We start from the raw sequence: 15,252 nt of genomic DNA on the forward strand, positions 1-15,252 counted from the left end.
GGTCGTAGGGTGGACCTTGGGCAGTGCTCACGCCTCGAAGGAGGTCCAGTTCAGTGACCAGCCAGGTCAGTAGCCCAGCCGAACAGTCCGACGGGGCCGAGGGCGCAGTCGTCGGCGAGCAGCGGACGTCCCCGGGCCCGAACGGCGAACCCGCAGGTCAGGCGGTCCTCAATGGAGAGGCCGGGGCCACCGACGACGCCCGGGCCACCGGAGCCGACGCCCGGGCCACCGGAGCCGACGCCCGGGCCACCGGCGACGCCGTGCCGAAGGAAGTGCGCCAACTCGATCGGGTGATCATCCGCTTCGCGGGCGACTCCGGTGACGGCATGCAGCTCACCGGTGACCGGTTCACCTCGGAAACCGCCTCCTTCGGCAACGACCTCTCGACGCTGCCGAACTTCCCGGCCGAGATCAGGGCGCCCGCCGGCACCCTCCCCGGCGTGTCGTCCTTCCAGCTGCACTTCGCCGACCACGACATCCTGACGCCGGGCGACGCCCCGAACGTCCTGGTGGCGATGAACCCGGCGGCGCTGAAGGCGAACATCGCGGACGTGCCGCGCGGCGCGGAGATCATCGTCAACACCGACGAGTTCACCAAGCGCCCGATGGCCAAGGTCGGCTACGAGACCTCCCCGCTGGAAGACGGCTCCCTGGATGCCTACAACGTCCACCCGGTGCCGCTGACCACCCTCACGGTCGAGGCGCTGAAGGAGTTCGGGCTCTCCCGCAAGGAGGCCGAGCGCAGCAAGAACATGTTCGCGCTCGGGCTGCTGTCCTGGATGTACCACCGGCCCACCGAGGGCACCGAGAAGTTCCTGCGGCAGAAGTTCGCGAAGAAGCCGCAGATCGCGGAGGCGAACGTCGCCGCCTTCCGGGCGGGCTGGAACTTCGGCGAGACCACCGAGGACTTCGCCGTCTCCTACGAGGTGGCCCCGGCCACCCGCGCCTTCCCGACCGGCACCTACCGCAACATTTCCGGGAACCTGGCCCTGTCCTACGGGCTGATCGCGGCGGGCCAGCAGGCCGATCTGCCGCTCTACCTGGGCTCGTACCCGATCACCCCGGCCTCGGACATCCTGCACGAGCTGAGCCGGCACAAGAACTTCGGCGTACGCACCTTCCAGGCCGAGGACGAGATCGCCGGCATCGGCGCGGCGCTGGGCGCGGCCTTCGGCGGCGCGCTCGCCGTGACCACCACCTCCGGCCCGGGCGTGGCGCTGAAGTCCGAGACGATCGGTCTGGCGGTCTCCCTGGAGCTGCCGCTGCTGATCGTGGACATCCAGCGCGGTGGCCCCTCGACCGGGCTGCCGACCAAGACGGAGCAGGCCGACCTGCTCCAGGCCATGTACGGGCGCAACGGCGAGGCCCCGGTGCCGATCGTGGCCCCGCGCACCCCGGCGGACTGCTTCGACGCCGCGCTGGACGCGGCCCGGATCGCGCTGACCTACCGGACCCCGGTGTTCCTGCTCTCCGACGGGTACCTCGCCAACGGCTCCGAGCCCTGGCGGATCCCGGACGTGGCGGACCTGCCGGACCTGAAGGTCCAGTTCGCCGCCGGACCCAACCACGAGCTCGCGGACGGCACCGAGGTCTTCTGGCCGTACAAGCGCGATCCGCAGACCCTGGCCCGCCCGTGGGCGGTCCCGGGCACGCCGGGGCTGGAGCACCGGATCGGCGGCATCGAGAAGCAGGACGGCACGGGCAACATCTCGTACGACCCGGCCAACCACGAGTTCATGGTCCGCACCCGCCAGGCCAAGATCGACGGCATCCAGGTCCCGGACGTGGAGGTCGACGACCCGGACGGCGCGCGGACCCTGGTGATCGGCTGGGGTTCGACGTACGGGCCGATCACGGCCGCCGTACGCCGGCTGCGGCTCGCCGGGCTCCCCGTCGCGCAGGCCCACCTGCGCCACCTCAACCCGTTCCCGAGGAATCTGGGTGAGGTCCTGAAGCGTTACGACAAGGTAGTGGTGCCGGAGATGAACCTCGGGCAGCTCGCGATCCTCCTGAGGGCGAAGTACCTGGTCGACGCACAGTCGTACAACCAGGTGAACGGCATGCCGTTCAAGGCCGAGCAGCTCGCCAACCATCTCAAGGAGGCCATCAATGACTGAGGTGACCGACAGCCCCACCCTTCTCTCGCTGGTGCCCAAGGCGGCCGCCAAGCAGTCGATGAAGGACTTCAAGTCGGACCAGGAGGTCCGCTGGTGCCCCGGCTGCGGCGACTACGCGGTGCTCGCCGCCGTCCAGGGCTTCATGCCGGAGCTGGGACTGGCGAAGGAGAACATCGTCTTCGTCTCGGGCATCGGCTGCTCCTCGCGCTTCCCGTACTACATGGACACGTACGGGATGCACTCGATCCACGGCCGCGCCCCGGCCATCGCCACCGGGCTGGCGACCTCGCGGCGCGACCTGTCGGTCTGGGTGGTCACCGGTGACGGGGACGCGCTCTCCATCGGCGGAAACCACCTGATCCACGCCCTGCGGCGGAACGTCAACCTCAAGATCCTGCTGTTCAACAACCGGATCTACGGGCTGACCAAGGGGCAGTACTCCCCCACCTCCGAGGTCGGCAAGATCACCAAGTCCACCCCGATGGGCTCGCTCGACGCGCCCTTCAACCCGGTCTCGCTCGCGATCGGCGCGGAGGCCTCCTTCGTGGCCCGTACGGTCGACTCCGACCGCAAGCACCTCACCGAGGTGCTGCGCGCGGCGGCCGCCCACGAGGGCACGGCGCTGGTGGAGATCTACCAGAACTGCAACATCTTCAACGACGGCGCCTTCGAGGTCCTCAAGGACCACGAGCAGGCCCAGGAGGCCGTGATCCGGCTGGAACACGGGCAGCCGATCCGCTTCGGCGTGGACAACGCCAAGGGCGTCGTGCGCGACGTGGCCACCGGTGACCTGGAGGTCGTGACCGTGGCCCCGGACAACGAGTCCCGGATCCTGGTCCACGACGCTTCCTCGGCCTCCCCGACCAACGCGTTCGCGCTGTCCCGGCTGGCCGACCCCGACACGCTGCACCGGACGCCCATCGGGGTCTTCCGCAACGTGCGCCGGCCCGTCTACGACACGCTCATGGCCGATCAGCTGGAGACGGCCGTGGACCGCAGCGGCAAGGGCGACCTCGGCGCGCTGCTGGGCGGGAACGACACCTGGACCGTCGTCGGCTGAGGCATCCAGCAGTCCTTCGAAGCCCGGACCCGCAGGGAGGGTCCGGGCTTCGTCGTGTCGCGTCCGCCGGGCCGCCACCCAAGTGTCATGAGCATCTCGCCTGAGACTAATGACTTTCGACGCGTGCGGCGCTACCGTCGTCAGGTTGGCTTGAAGTAGCTCTGGAGGTCCCGTGAAGGCACAGAACGACCAGCGCACGGGGTTGCTCTACGGCTTCGCCTCGTACGGGATGTGGGGGATCGTGCCCCTCTTCTGGCCACTCCTCCAGCCCGCCGGCGCGATCGAGATCCTCGCCCACCGCATGGTGTGGTCCCTGGCCGTGGTCGGCGTGGCACTGCTGGCCCTGCGCCGCTGGGGATGGGTCTCCGAGCTGCTGCGCCAGCCGCGCAAGCTCGCCCTCACGGGGGTGGCCGCCGCCCTGGTCACCGTGAACTGGGGCGTGTACATCTGGTCGGTCAACAACGGCGCGGTCGTCGAGGCGAGCCTCGGCTACTTCATCAACCCCCTGGTCACCATCGCGCTCGGCGTCCTGGTGCTCGGCGAGCGCCTGCGCCGCACGCAGTGGGCGGCGGTCGGCATCGCCGTCGCGGCCGTGCTGGTCCTCGCCGTCGGGTACGGGCGGCCGCCGTGGATCTCGCTGATCCTGGCCTTCTCCTTCGCCCTGTACGGGCTGATCAAGAAGCAGCTCGGCATGGGCGGCCTGGAATCGCTGACCGCCGAGACCGTGATCATGTTCCTGCCCGCCCTCGGCTACCTGCTGTGGCTCGGCTCGCGCGGCGAGTCCACCTTCACCGCGCAGGGCCCGGGCCACGCCGCCCTGCTGGCCTCGGCCGGGCTGGTCACCGCGATCCCGCTGATCTGCTTCGGCGCCGCCGCGATCCGGGTCCCGCTGTCCACCCTCGGGCTGCTCCAGTACATGGCCCCGGTCTTCCAGTTCGGCCTCGGCGTCCTGTACTTCCACGAGGCCATGCCGGCCGCGCGCTGGGCCGGTTTCTCCCTGGTCTGGGCCGCCCTGTCGATCCTCACCTGGGACGCCCTGCGCACCGCCCACCGGTCCCGCGCGATGCGCCTCGACGGCCTGCGCCTCGACGGCCTGCCGGCGCCGCTTCCGGCGCCGGACCCGCTCCCGGCCCCGCTCCCGGCCACGGCCCCGGCGCGCGAGACCGCGTAACACCGGCACCACCGCAGCCGCAGCCGCAGCAGCACCGACGGGCGCGTCTTCGGACGCGCCCGTCCGCGTGTCCGCCGGATCCGGGCGGCCTATGCCTCCATCGGCAGCCCCGTGGCGGCGAGCCGCAGGCGCGGCGGTACGTTCGTGACCACCAGGGTCACGGCCTCCCCGGCCGTGGCGACCTCGCCGACCTCCGCGGACGGATCGCGCCGCATGACGCGGAACCGCCCGTCGGGCAGCGGGATCACGAAGGGGACCGCCACCTCGTAGGGGAAGCGGGTCGTGCTGCTGAAGTTCACGTGGCCATGGCTCGTGTACGGGTACAGCTGCCGCAGGATCGGGTCCTCGTAGGCCGCCTCCAGCACCGCGATGGTGCCGGTACGCCAGTCCTCGGAGCCGAGGCGCTCCAGCTTGTCCGCCCAGGCCCGCCGCGTGCCGGCCCACTGGGCCTCGACGACCGCCGCACGGGTCTCTTCGTTCACGTTCATCCCCCCAGTGTGCTCCCGCCCCGGCCTCACGGGCGGCTCCGTCCGCTTTCCGAACGGGTGTGACCGGATTGAGGTCTTGACGGACTGTCATGTCCTCGTTGACCATCAGGCTCGCACTGACGCACGTTGCTCACTTGTTCCACCCCGCACGTTTCCGCACACGTCCCCAGTACGGAATCCCGGAGCCCCCACATGAGCCTGTCCGTCTCCCGGCGCCTGGCCGCCGTGACCGCCCTCGCGGTCGCCGGTCTCCTCGCCGCCACCGCCCCCGCCGCGCTCGCCACGCCGACCTCGGTCGCCGCCGCGCCCACGCCGCCCGACATCCCGCTGGCCAGCGTCAAGGCACACCTGACGCAGCTGCAGTCCATAGCCACCGCCAACGGCGGCAACCGCGCCCACGGCAGGGCCGGCTACAAGGCCTCGATCGACTACGTGAAGGCCAAGCTCGACGCGGCCGGTTTCACGACCACCTTGCAGACCTTCACCTCCGGCGGTGCCACCGGCTACAACCTGATCGCCGACTGGCCGGGCGGCGACCCCAACTCGGTCCTGATGTCCGGCGCCCACCTCGACTCGGTGACCTCCGGCGCGGGCATCAACGACAACGGCTCCGGCAGCGCGGCCGTCCTGGAGACCGCGCTCGCCGTCTCCCGGGCCGGCCTCACGCCCACGAAGCACCTGCGCTTCGGCTGGTGGGGCGCGGAGGAGCTGGGCCTGGTCGGGTCGAAGTACTACGTCAACAACCTGCCGACCGCCGAGCGCGCGAAGTTCGCCGGGTACCTGAACTTCGACATGATCGGCTCGCCGAACCCGGGCTACTTCGTCTACGACGACGACCCCACGATCGAGCAGACCTTCAAGAACTACTACGCGGGCCTCGGCGTCCCCACCGAGATCGAGACCGAGGGCGACGGCCGCTCCGACCACGCGTCCTTCAAGAACGTCGGCATCCCCGTCGGCGGCCTGTTCACCGGCGCCAGCAACACCAAGTCGGCGGCCCAGGCGACGAAGTGGGGCGGCACCTCCGGTCAGGCCTTCGACCGCTGCTACCACTCCTCCTGCGACAACACGTCGAACATCAACGACACCGCCCTGGACCGCAACTCCGACGCCATCGCCTACGCGATCTGGAACCTCGGGTTCGCCACCCCGGTCCCGCCGGGCCCGTCCTTCGAGAACACGGCCGACGTGAACGTCCCGGACTCCCCGGCCGCCGCGGTGAACTCGCCGATCACGGTCTCGGGCGTCGCGGGCAACGCGCCGGCCACCACCAAGGTCGACGTGAACATCGTCCACACCTACATCGGTGACCTGGTGGTCGACCTCGTCGCCCCCGACGGCACCCTGTACAACCTGCACAACCGCACCGGCGGCAGCGCGGACAACATCGTCAAGTCCGTCACGGTCAACGCCTCCTCCGAGGTCGCCAACGGGGTCTGGAACCTCCGGGTCAAGGACGCGGCGGCGCAGGACGTCGGCTACATCAACAGCTGGAAGATCACTTTCTAGGGCACCAACCCCCCCAAGTGGTCTAGTCCTTTGGAGCTCCGGTGTGATCTGATCGGATCATGCCGGAGCTCCTCGCTGCACTACTGACCCTGCTGGCCCAGGCCCTCTCGCCCCTCAACCCGGTCCCGCTCGTACGGCGGCGCCGGCGGCGGGCCCGGCTGGCGGACCACGCGCAGGGCCGTGCCGTCCTCGTCCCCTGCGATCTGCGCGACCGCGAACTGACCGGGGGCGCCTGGGCCGAAGGCTTGCTGGAGCTGCCGCCCGGCGGGCCGGGCGGTCCGGTCCGCTGGCACGCGAAGGGGCGTACAGGCGCTGCGCGCACGGCGGACTTCCCGCCCCTGGAGGCCGCTTCCGCCGACGGGATCAGCGTCGCGTTCCGCTCCGCGGACGGGGCCACCGAGCTGCGGCTGCACCCGGACGAGGCCCCGATGGTGCTGCGCGTCCTACGTGTCCTGCGCGGGGCCCCGTAGCGAGGCCGAGAGCGGCTCCTGGATCCGGGACCGCAGTTCCTCCGCGACCGCGGCGACATCGGCGTGCCCCAGCTTCGCGGCCTCCACCAGATCGCCGAGTTCCTCCGGCGACGGCAGCTGCTTGGCCCCGGCGACCCGCAGGTACGAGCGGGTGGCGGCGGCGGCGTAGAACTCGTTCATCGGCGATTCGAGCGCCGGGCACACCGCGAGCGTGTGCAGAAACGCCGCGGCCCGCCACGCGGTGTCCGGGGCGGGCTGCTCGGGGACCAGGACGAGGTCGTTCTGGTGCCGGGCCACGGCGGCGGCCACTCCGGAGGGATCCCACACGGCGGGATCGGACGGGAGGTGGTGGGCCAGGGCTGTCCAGGCCCACTCCATGGTGATCTTCAATGCCCGAACCGCTCCTGGAAGTAGCCCCAGTGGTCGGCGAATTCCTCGATCCCGGACAGGAAGTTCTTCCGGTCCTCGTCGAGCTCGCGTTCCGTGACTTCGGTGATCAGCGCGGTGACCGTCGTGCCCAGGGCCGCCGCACGCGCCTTGAGGCGTTCGTGGAACTCTTCTTCCAGGCGGATGGTGACGTGTCTCGACATGCTTTTCACGGTACAGCGGGGCTGCTGTACGCAGGGCCGGAACGGCACAAGGGTGGGCAGGGACACAGTCCCCGCCCACCCTCGGACAGCCGCTCCGGCTCTTCGCCGGCGTCGCCTACTTGTTGGCGTCGGCCGCCTTCACCAGCTCGGCCTTGGTGACCGCGCCGACGTAGACCTTGCCGTCGTCCGTGATCAGCGCGTTGACCACGCGGGTCTTCAGGACACGGCCCTCGCCGAACTTCCCGGAGACCTTCTCGCCGAGCGAGTCGAGGAACTGAGCGGCCCCCTTGGGCGCGTTCTCGTCCTTGGCGGCGTCGTCCAGGCCCTTGAGGGTGTTGGTCGCGCCGGTCTCGATCCGGGCGATCGAGGTCCAGCCCTCGCCGAGGACCGTCGGCTCGCCCTTGGCGCCGCCGGCGCCGCCGGTCAGGCCGCCCAGGCCGGGGATGGCTTCGAGCGCGTCCAGGCCCTTGTCGGCGCCCTTGCCCTTGCCCTCGCCCTTGCCGTGCTCGCCGGCCGCGCCCTCGGTCACCTTGGCGTCCTTGGGCGGGGTGAAGGCGAAGGTGTCGGCGGAGGGCTTGGAGAAGTCCACCTTGGTGAAGCCGGCGTCCACGATCGGCTTGCCGCCGTCGGTGGAGAGCACCTGCACGCGCAGCGGCACGCCGTTCTTCGCGTCCACCGCGATCTTCACCGAGGCGACCGTCGAACCGGTCCCCTTCGGCTTCAGGACCAGCTGGTAGGCGTCGCGGCCGGCCACCTGGGCCGTGTCGCCGACGGTGATGCCGGTGGTGGGTCCGGCGGCCTTCAGGACCTCCTGGGCGATCTCCTGCGGAGAGGCCGGGAGGCCGTCGCCGGCCTTGCGCTCTGTGTTCTTGTCGCCCGTGCCGCCCTTGCCGCCGTCCGTCTTGTCGGTGGGCGTCTTCTCGTGGAAGACCTCCTTCGACTTGGAGTCGTATCCCCAGACGTCGTCGCCGTTGTGGATGAGGCTGTACTCGTCCTTGCCGTCCACGAAGGTGAGCTTCTGGCGGTCGGGGCCGTCGGCGGCGACGCGGAAGGTGTGGGTGCCGCTCGCCAGCTGGGCGAGCTTGTCCTGCGGGTCCGCGGAGCCGCCGGTCACGCCGCCACCGCCGCCCAGCAGGCCGGCCGGAAGGCTCGGCAGCCCCAGGTCCGTGCTGATCTTGGCGCTGCCGGACAGCTGCTGCACGTCCGAGGCCGCGATCTTCTCGATGAGCTGCTGGGCCGTGACCTTGGGAAGGTCCGGGCCACCGGCGTTCGCGAAGGCCGGGACCATCGCGATGGTGCCGGCGACCACACCGAACACCGCGACCGGTACGGCGTACCGAGCGGCCTTGCGGGTTTTTGCGTTCGTTGCCATGTCTGTCTGCCCTACCTCTGTGTGTGTACGGCGGCGACCTACCCGTCCTGCATGTGGCCGACAAACGCGACCACGTCCACCCCTCGCCGCCACTCTCACCCGATCTGGTGGGGATGTGCCTCTATCTGACCAAAGAAGTGGGGGTCGGGGCGTCAGCCCCCGGAGCCAACTGTGCGTACGCCCCAGGGATGACAAAACGAGGGCCCGGCCTCCCCCACCCGTAGGGGTCGCCGGGCCCTCGCCCCTGCTCTCTGGTGTTCGCGTCTCTGGTGTTCGTGTCACCGGTGTTCGTGTCGCCGGTGTTCGTGTCTCCGGTGTTCGCGGTCAGCCCGCGCGGTGGACCACGGCGTCGCAGAGCTCCACCAGTGCCGACTTCGCGAAGCACTCGGGCAGCGGGGCCAGCGCGGCCCGCGCCTCCTCCGCGTACCGCACGGTGTCCTTGCGGGCCTGCTCCAGGGCCGGGTGGACCCGCAGCCGGGCGAGCACGTCGGCGTGCCGGGCGTCGTCCGTCAGATCCCCGTCCAGGAGCCGTACGAGCTCCAGGTCGTCGGGGTCGCCGCCCTGGGCCGCCATCTCCCGCAGCCGCAGGACCGGCAGCGTCGGGATGCCCTCGCGCAGGTCGGTGCCGGGGGTCTTGCCGGACTCGTGCGAGTCGGAGGCGATGTCGAGGACGTCGTCGGCGAGCTGGAAGGCGGTGCCGAGCCGCTCCCCGTACTGGGTCAGGATGTCGACGACCGACTCGTCGGCGCCGGACATCATCGCGCCGAAGCGGCCGGAGACCGCGATCAGCGAACCGGTCTTGCCGGCGATGACGTCGAGGTAGTGCTCGACCGGGTCGCGGCCGTCGCGCGGGCCCGCGGTCTCCAGGATCTGGCCCGTCACCAGGCGCTCGAACGCCTCGGCCTGGACGCGTACGGCCTCGGGGCCGAGGTCCGCCAGGATGTGCGAGGCGCGGGCGAACAGGAAGTCACCCGTCAGGACGGCCACGGAGTTGCCCCAGCGGGCGTTGGAGCTCTCCACGCCGCGGCGCACGTCCGCCTCGTCCATGACGTCGTCGTGGTAGAGCGTCGCCAGGTGGGTGAGTTCCACGACCACGGCGGAGGGCACGATCCCCGGCGCGTAGGGATCGCCGAACCGGGAGGCCAGCATCACCAGGAGCGGCCGGAACCGCTTGCCGCCGGCGCGGACCAGGTGCTGCGCGGCCTCGGTGATGAAGGGGACTTCGCTCTTGGTGGCTTCCAGCAGACCCGCCTCGACGGCGGCCAGTCCGGCCTGGACATCGGTCTCAAGAGCCTGGTCCCGCACGCTCAGTCCGAACGGCCCGACGACGGTCACGAGGGGTACTCCTGTCTGCTGACGATCACCTTGACGATCACACGGATTGTCGATGTGTCGCTGCCATCACTCAAGCCAGCGTATCCGGTCTGTTTTCGATCACCCAGGGCGCCCGCCCGGCCACGGGCACCCTACCGACCGGGCGGCGCCCCATGCGCCCCGGTATGTTCTAGATCAGCCGAAACAACCGGAGAATGCGTTTTGTCCAGAACTGCTACCGATAGAGACGACTCGTCCGACCCGGAGGCCGACCAGCCGCCGCCCGGCGACGACCACGCCTTCCTCGGGCACCCCAGGGGCCTCGCCACGCTCTCCGGGCTGGAGGTCTGGGAGCGCTTCTCGTTCCTGGGCATGCAGGCCATCCTCGTCCTCTACTTCGCGGACGCGGTGGCCAACGGCGGCCTGGGGATGAACCCGGGCACCGCGGCCTCCGTCTCGGCGGCCTACGGGACCATGGTCTACCTCGTCTCCGTCGCCGGCGGGTGGCTCGCCGACCGGATCCTCGGTTCGTACCGCGCCGTGCTCTGGGGCGGCATCCTGATCGCCTGCGGCCACTACGCCATGGCCGTGCCGACCGCCGCCATGACCTGGGTGGGCCTCGGCCTGATCAGCGCCGGCACCGGCCTGCTGAAGCCGAACGTGGCCAGCATGGTCGGCAAGTTGTACAGGACGGACGACGACCGGCGCGACGCCGGCTTCGCCCTCTACTACATGGGCATCAACATCGGCGCCTTCGCCGGCCCGCTGATCACCGCCTGGCTCGGCGAGCACGAGGGCTGGCACTGGGGCTTCTCGGCCGCCGCCATCGGCATGACCGCGGGCCTGATCCAGTACGTGGCCGGCCGCCGCCACCTGGCGGGGCGCAAGCACTCCGCCGAGTTCGTGCTGGCGCCCGACGCGATGCGCTCGGCCGTCATCAAGATCATTGCCGGGATCCTCGCCTTCGCCGCCCTCGCCACCCTTCTGGCGGTACTGGGCTGGCTGACGATGGACCGTTTCGTCGACCTGCTGACCCTGGTCTCGGTGATCGCGCCGATCGTCTACTTCGCGATCATGTTCCGCAGCGACCGGGTGACGGCCGCCGAACGGGGGCGCCTGCGCCCGTACGTCGTGCTCTTCCTGGCCTCGGTGGCCTTCAACTTCATCCTCTTCCAGGCGTACTCGACGATGATGCTGCTCGCCTCGACGAACGCCCGCACCGAGATCCTCGGCTTCACCTTCCCGGCCGGCTGGTACGCCTCCGCGCTCGGCGCGTTCGAGGTGCTCCTGGCGCCGGTCGTCGCCGCCCTGTGGGTCCGGATGGGCCACCGGCAGCCGCACGCCTCCAACAAGATCGCCATCGGTGTGATCCTGGGCGGCCTGTCCTTCCTCCTGATGGTCATCCCGACCTCGGGGCACTCGGGCGACACGTACAAGATGGCCGCCTGGTGGATCATCGGCTCCTACCTGCTGCTCGGACTCGGCGACGTCCTCCTCGAAACCTCCGGCATGTCGGCCACCACGAAGCTCGCCCCGAAGGCCTTCGCCAGCCAGACCATGGCCCTGTGGTTCCTCTCCCTGGCCCTGGCCAACGGCATCCAGGCGCAGGTGGTCAAGCTCTACGACCAGGTCTCCCACCCCGCCTACTTCGGCGTCAACGGCGCCATCGCGGTGGCGGTGGGGCTCGCGGTGATCGCGGCCGCCCCGTGGCTCAAGCGCACGATGCACCCGGTCCACTGACCCCGGATGCCGACCGACCCTCCCGAGGAGATGGGCGAGAGAACCCCGATGATCATCCTTACCGATTTCCCCTACGGGACCACCCACGAGGACGTCCGGATCCCCCTCCCGGACGGCACGGAGCTGTACGCCCGCGTCTGGCGGCCGGTCACCGACGAGCCCGTCCCGGCGCTGCTGGAGTACCTCCCGTACCGCCTCACCGACTGGACCGCCCCGCGCGACTGGCAGCGCCACCCCTGGTACGCGGGCCACGGCTACGCCTCCGTACGGGTCGACGTGCGCGGCCACGGCAACAGCGGCGGAAACCCGGGCGACGAGTACGACGCCCAGGAGCTGGCCGACGGCGTCGCGGTGGTGCAGTGGCTGGCGGCCCAGCCCTGGTGCACGGGCTCGGTGGGCATGTTCGGGATCTCCTGGGGCGGCTTCAACAGCCTCCAGATCGCGGCGCTCGCCCCCGACGCGTTGAAGGCCGTGGTCACCGTCTGCTCCACGGACGACCGCTTCGACAACGACGTGCATTACATGGGCGGCTCCCTCCTCGCCGTCGACATGCACGCCTGGGCGGCGACCATGCTCGCCTTCGCCTCCCGCCCGCCGGACCCGCTCTACGCGGGCGAGGGCTGGCGCGACCAGTGGCTCTCCCGCCTCGGCGCGGTCGAACCCCTCCTCCACACCTGGCTCTCCCACCAGACCCGCGACGCGTACTGGCGCCACGGCTCCGTCTGCGAAGACTACGCCGCGATCGGCGCGGCCGTCCTGGCGGTCGGCGGCTGGCACGACCCGTACCGCGACACCGTGCTCCGTCTGGTCGCGGCCCTGCCCGCCGACCGGGTCCGGGGCCTGATCGGCCCGTGGTCGCACCAGTACCCCGACCGGGGACTGCCCCCGGGCCCCGCGATCGGCTTCCTCCAGGAGACCCTGCGCTGGTGGGACCACTGGCTCAAGGGCAAGGACACCGGCGTCATGTCCGAACCCCTCCTCCGTTCCTGGATCTCCGAGTCCCACCCCCCGGCGACCACGTACCCGACCCTCCCCGGCCGCTGGGTGGGCGACCCGTCCTGGCCCTCGCCGAACGTGGACCCGGTGACGTACGCCTTCCAGGGCGCGCCGGTCGTCGTGGCCTCCCCGCAACACACGGGCCTGGACGCGGGCCGCTTCTTCCCCTTCGGCAACGACGCCGACCTGCCTCCGGACCAGCGCGAGGAGGACGCGAAGTCGGCCTGCTTCGAGTTCCCCGTCGCAGACCGCTCCGGCCCGGTGGAGATCCTGGGCCGGCCCGTGGTCAGGCTGCGCCTGCGCATGGACGTCCCGTACGGCCAGGTCGTGGCCCGCCTCTGCGACGTCGCCCCGGACGGCTCCTCGACGCTGGTCACCAGGGGCGCGCTGAACCTCTCCGCCCGACAGGGCCGGGACAAGGCGGTGCCGTGGCCGGTCGGCTCGTACGAGGACGTGGTCTTCGAGCTGAACGGCATCGGCCACTCCTTCCCGCCCGGCCACCGCATCCGCGTCGCCCTCTCCTCGGCCTACTGGCCGTGGATCTGGCCCCGCGCCGGCTCGGAGGCGGGCTGGACCCTGGACCCGGCGGGCAGCGCGGTGGAACTCCCGATCCGCGATGCCTCCGCCGAGGGGGACCCGATCCTCTTCGAGGCTCCCGAGCAGTCGGAGGGGCTGGGCGTCTCGTACCCCGCGACCCTGGACGCGCCCCGGCCGGAGCGGCTGGTCGTACGGGACGTCGCGCGGGGCCTGTGGCGCCTGGAGGTCGACCCGCGCTACGGCGGCACGCGGGTGTACCCCGACGGGCTGGAGTTCAGCGAGGACGCGCTGGAGATCTACGAGATCCAGGAGGCGGACCCCTTGTCCGCCCGCACCCACTCCACCTGGACGGTCCGCCTGCACCGGCCGGAGCTGGCCTGGGACGTCTCGGTGGCGACCCGCTCGGAGATCTCGTGCGACGAGGGCGGCTTCCTCACGTCGAACGAGGTGGTGTGCCGCGAGGGTGACGAGGTGTTGTTCCACCGCACATGGGAACGCCGCCTGCCGCGAGCCGCGGTGTAGCCGGACCCGGGCCCCCGGGCTGGCTGCCCGGGGGCCGGCGTGCTGTCAGACGGCCTTGACGCCGTCCACGAAAGCCGCGAAGGCGGCGGCGGAGAAGTCCAGCACGGGGCTGTCCGAGAGCTTGGAGTCGCGGACCGGCACGACACCGCGCGAGGCGACGAGGTTGGTGGCGACCTCGACGCACTGACCGCCGTTGTCGCTGTACGAGGACGTGAACCAGCGGGGGATTTCGGTTGTCACGAGGTGCCCCTTCACAGAGTCAGACGGCCTTGACGCCGTCCACGAAAGCCGCGAAGGCGGCGGCAGTAAAGCCGATTTCCGGGCTGTCCGAAAGCTTGGAGTCACGGATGGGAACGACACCGCGCGAGGCGACAAGGTTGGTGGCCACCTCGACGCACTGGCCACCGTTGTTGCTGTAGGAGGACGTGAACCAGCGGGGGGATTCGGTCGTCACGACGTGCCCTTTCTTAGCTGATCGATCATGGCCATAGCTGCCGCCTGGGTGCATGCCTCGGCCTGGAGCTGATGGTAGGCCGTCAGGATGGGCACCACCGAGTTGATATCCCGCTCCAGGTGGCCCCGTTGGGCGGATTCTGCGTAGGACAAGATCGATCGATCCGGCAGGGTCAGTACGGTCACGGGCAGATCGAACGGCCTCAGCTCCCCCATGTCGAAAGGTGCGATCTGGAGCACGGTGTTGGGCAGTTCCGCGAATTCGAGCAGGCGCGTGAACTGGTCCCGCATGACGTCCGGTCCGCCGAGGGGCCGACGGATGCAGCTCTCGTCGAGCACCGCGAGGATCAGCGGCGGCGGGGTCCGCACGAGCACGGCCTGCCGGTCCGCGACGATCGCGATGCGCTCTGCGGCCTGATCCGGGGTGCTGGCGCCCCGCTTGACCGCGCTCTGCGCGAGGACGGTCGCGTACTCCGGGGTCTGGAGCAGTCCAGGTATCACGCCCACCTCGTAGAGCCGGATCTCCACCGCCCGGCTCTCGTACCCGAGGAACTCGGGGAAGCCCTCCAGCAGGACCCCGTGCCGGATCTCGCGCCATTGCCGTTCGAACGTGTCCTCGGTTCCCGCGATCCCGAAGACCACGTCCGCACTGCGCGCGAAACGCAGAGTCGAAATCTTGCGCCCGGTTTCCACCGCCGAGATGTGCGTGGCGGAGAAGCCCATCCGTTCCCCGAGACCTTCCTGCGTCCAGCCGCGCTCCTCCCGTGAGCTGCGCAGACGCGCCCCGAACGCCGCTTCGGGACCTTCCTCGGGGTTCAACTCCTTGCGATTCACAGCCTCGTGACCAACTTTCCGTTCCGTACTGGCAAGTTGAACTGTCCCCACGGCCACGCCACGCTGAACTCACCGAGTA

Annotated in this window: 15 protein-coding genes; 7 read left to right on the plus strand and 8 right to left on the minus strand. The window is 70.5% G+C overall.

Features of this window, described 5'->3' with window-relative positions:
- Positions 1–53: 53 nt before the first annotated feature.
- From ACIQV3_RS06460 to rarD, 3 genes are all read left to right on the plus strand, one after another.
- On the plus strand, positions 54–2,117 hold the full coding sequence (locus ACIQV3_RS06460) for a 2-oxoacid:acceptor oxidoreductase subunit alpha (RefSeq protein WP_403710323.1): 2,064 nt from the start codon (positions 54–56) through the stop codon (positions 2,115–2,117).
- Positions 2,110–3,177: a 2-oxoacid:ferredoxin oxidoreductase subunit beta gene (locus tag ACIQV3_RS06465; RefSeq protein WP_403710325.1), complete on the plus strand. Its 1,068-nt coding sequence runs from the start codon at positions 2,110–2,112 to the stop codon at positions 3,175–3,177. The genes ACIQV3_RS06460 and ACIQV3_RS06465 overlap by 8 nt, the downstream gene beginning before the upstream one ends.
- A 172-nt stretch (positions 3,178–3,349) precedes the next feature.
- Positions 3,350–4,348, plus strand: coding sequence for an EamA family transporter RarD (gene rarD / locus ACIQV3_RS06470; protein ID WP_403710327.1), 999 nt, complete (start codon positions 3,350–3,352; stop codon positions 4,346–4,348).
- Positions 4,349–4,437: 89 nt separating this feature from the next.
- On the opposite strand, the gene ACIQV3_RS06475 is transcribed toward rarD, so the two are convergent.
- Positions 4,438–4,836: a DUF6193 family natural product biosynthesis protein gene (locus ACIQV3_RS06475; protein ID WP_403710329.1), complete on the minus strand. Its 399-nt coding sequence runs from the start codon at positions 4,834–4,836 to the stop codon at positions 4,438–4,440.
- 192 nt (positions 4,837–5,028) lie between these two features.
- On the opposite strand from ACIQV3_RS06475, the gene ACIQV3_RS06480 reads away from it, so the two are divergent.
- Both ACIQV3_RS06480 and ACIQV3_RS06485 read left to right on the plus strand, forming a co-directional pair.
- Positions 5,029–6,345: a M28 family metallopeptidase gene (locus ACIQV3_RS06480; RefSeq protein ID WP_403710330.1), complete on the plus strand. Its 1,317-nt coding sequence runs from the start codon at positions 5,029–5,031 to the stop codon at positions 6,343–6,345.
- Between the two features lie 59 nt (positions 6,346–6,404).
- Positions 6,405–6,815, plus strand: a complete 411-nt coding sequence (locus ACIQV3_RS06485) for a hypothetical protein (RefSeq protein WP_403710331.1) — start codon at positions 6,405–6,407, stop codon at positions 6,813–6,815.
- Here ACIQV3_RS06485 and ACIQV3_RS06490 read toward each other — a convergent pair.
- From ACIQV3_RS06490 to ACIQV3_RS06505, 4 genes are all read right to left on the minus strand, one after another.
- Positions 6,789–7,205 carry a hypothetical protein gene (locus ACIQV3_RS06490; protein ID WP_403710332.1) on the minus strand — a complete coding sequence of 139 codons (417 nt, stop codon included), beginning with the start codon at positions 7,203–7,205 and terminating at the stop codon, positions 6,789–6,791. The two genes, ACIQV3_RS06485 and ACIQV3_RS06490, sit on opposite strands and share 27 nt — an antisense overlap.
- Complete coding sequence (locus tag ACIQV3_RS06495; protein ID WP_239516343.1) at positions 7,202–7,405, minus strand: ribbon-helix-helix domain-containing protein; 204 nt, start codon at positions 7,403–7,405, stop codon at positions 7,202–7,204. Before ACIQV3_RS06495 ends, ACIQV3_RS06490 begins: the two co-directional genes overlap by 4 nt.
- A 115-nt stretch (positions 7,406–7,520) precedes the next feature.
- Positions 7,521–8,777: an outer membrane lipoprotein carrier protein LolA gene (locus ACIQV3_RS06500; protein ID WP_403710334.1), complete on the minus strand. Its 1,257-nt coding sequence runs from the start codon at positions 8,775–8,777 to the stop codon at positions 7,521–7,523.
- 324 nt (positions 8,778–9,101) lie between these two features.
- A complete protein-coding gene (locus tag ACIQV3_RS06505; protein ID WP_403710336.1) occupies positions 9,102–10,112 on the minus strand; it encodes a polyprenyl synthetase family protein in 1,011 nt (336 codons plus the stop codon).
- A gap of 201 nt (positions 10,113–10,313) precedes the next feature.
- Here ACIQV3_RS06505 and ACIQV3_RS06510 point away from each other — a divergent pair, with 201 nt between their 5' ends.
- The gene (locus ACIQV3_RS06510; RefSeq protein WP_403710338.1) at positions 10,314–11,831 is read left to right on the plus strand and encodes a peptide MFS transporter; all 1,518 of its coding nucleotides are present in this window, start codon (positions 10,314–10,316) and stop codon (positions 11,829–11,831) included.
- Positions 11,832–11,879: 48 nt separating this feature from the next.
- Positions 11,880–13,886 carry a CocE/NonD family hydrolase gene (locus tag ACIQV3_RS06515; RefSeq protein WP_403710865.1) on the plus strand — a complete coding sequence of 669 codons (2,007 nt, stop codon included), beginning with the start codon at positions 11,880–11,882 and terminating at the stop codon, positions 13,884–13,886.
- A 45-nt stretch (positions 13,887–13,931) separates the two neighbouring features.
- Here ACIQV3_RS06515 and ACIQV3_RS06520 read toward each other — a convergent pair whose 3' ends face one another.
- The 3 genes from ACIQV3_RS06520 to ACIQV3_RS06530 are packed head-to-tail and all read right to left on the minus strand — an operon-like array spanning position 13,932 to position 15,173.
- On the minus strand, positions 13,932–14,126 hold the full coding sequence (locus ACIQV3_RS06520; protein WP_403710340.1) for a DUF397 domain-containing protein: 195 nt from the start codon (positions 14,124–14,126) through the stop codon (positions 13,932–13,934).
- 19 nt (positions 14,127–14,145) lie between these two features.
- Entirely contained in the window at positions 14,146–14,340 is a 195-nt protein-coding gene (locus ACIQV3_RS06525; RefSeq protein WP_403710342.1) for a DUF397 domain-containing protein, read from the minus strand.
- On the minus strand, positions 14,337–15,173 hold the full coding sequence (locus ACIQV3_RS06530) for a Scr1 family TA system antitoxin-like transcriptional regulator (protein ID WP_403710344.1): 837 nt from the start codon (positions 15,171–15,173) through the stop codon (positions 14,337–14,339). Before ACIQV3_RS06530 ends, ACIQV3_RS06525 begins: the two co-directional genes overlap by 4 nt.
- Positions 15,174–15,252 lie beyond the last annotated feature (79 nt).

It is taken from the genome of Streptomyces sp. NPDC099050 (genome assembly GCF_044759865.1).
Taxonomy (GTDB): domain Bacteria; phylum Actinomycetota; class Actinomycetes; order Streptomycetales; family Streptomycetaceae; genus Streptomyces.

What these genes read in the sequence shown, in the direction of transcription:
- ACIQV3_RS06485 (WP_403710331.1), top strand. Translation starts at nt 6,405, where the DNA reads ATGCCGGAGCTCCTCGCTGCACTACTGACCCTGCTGGCCCAGGCCCTC.
- ACIQV3_RS06515 (WP_403710865.1), top strand. Translation starts at nt 11,880, where the DNA reads ATGATCATCCTTACCGATTTCCCCTACGGGACCACCCACGAGGACGTC.
- ACIQV3_RS06480 (WP_403710330.1), top strand. Translation starts at nt 5,029, where the DNA reads ATGAGCCTGTCCGTCTCCCGGCGCCTGGCCGCCGTGACCGCCCTCGCG.
- ACIQV3_RS06465 (WP_403710325.1), top strand. Translation starts at nt 2,110, where the DNA reads ATGACTGAGGTGACCGACAGCCCCACCCTTCTCTCGCTGGTGCCCAAG.
- ACIQV3_RS06475 (WP_403710329.1), bottom strand. Translation starts at nt 4,836, where the DNA reads ATGAACGTGAACGAAGAGACCCGTGCGGCGGTCGTCGAGGCCCAGTGG.
- ACIQV3_RS06495 (WP_239516343.1), bottom strand. Translation starts at nt 7,405, where the DNA reads ATGTCGAGACACGTCACCATCCGCCTGGAAGAAGAGTTCCACGAACGC.
- ACIQV3_RS06500 (WP_403710334.1), bottom strand. Translation starts at nt 8,777, where the DNA reads ATGGCAACGAACGCAAAAACCCGCAAGGCCGCTCGGTACGCCGTACCG.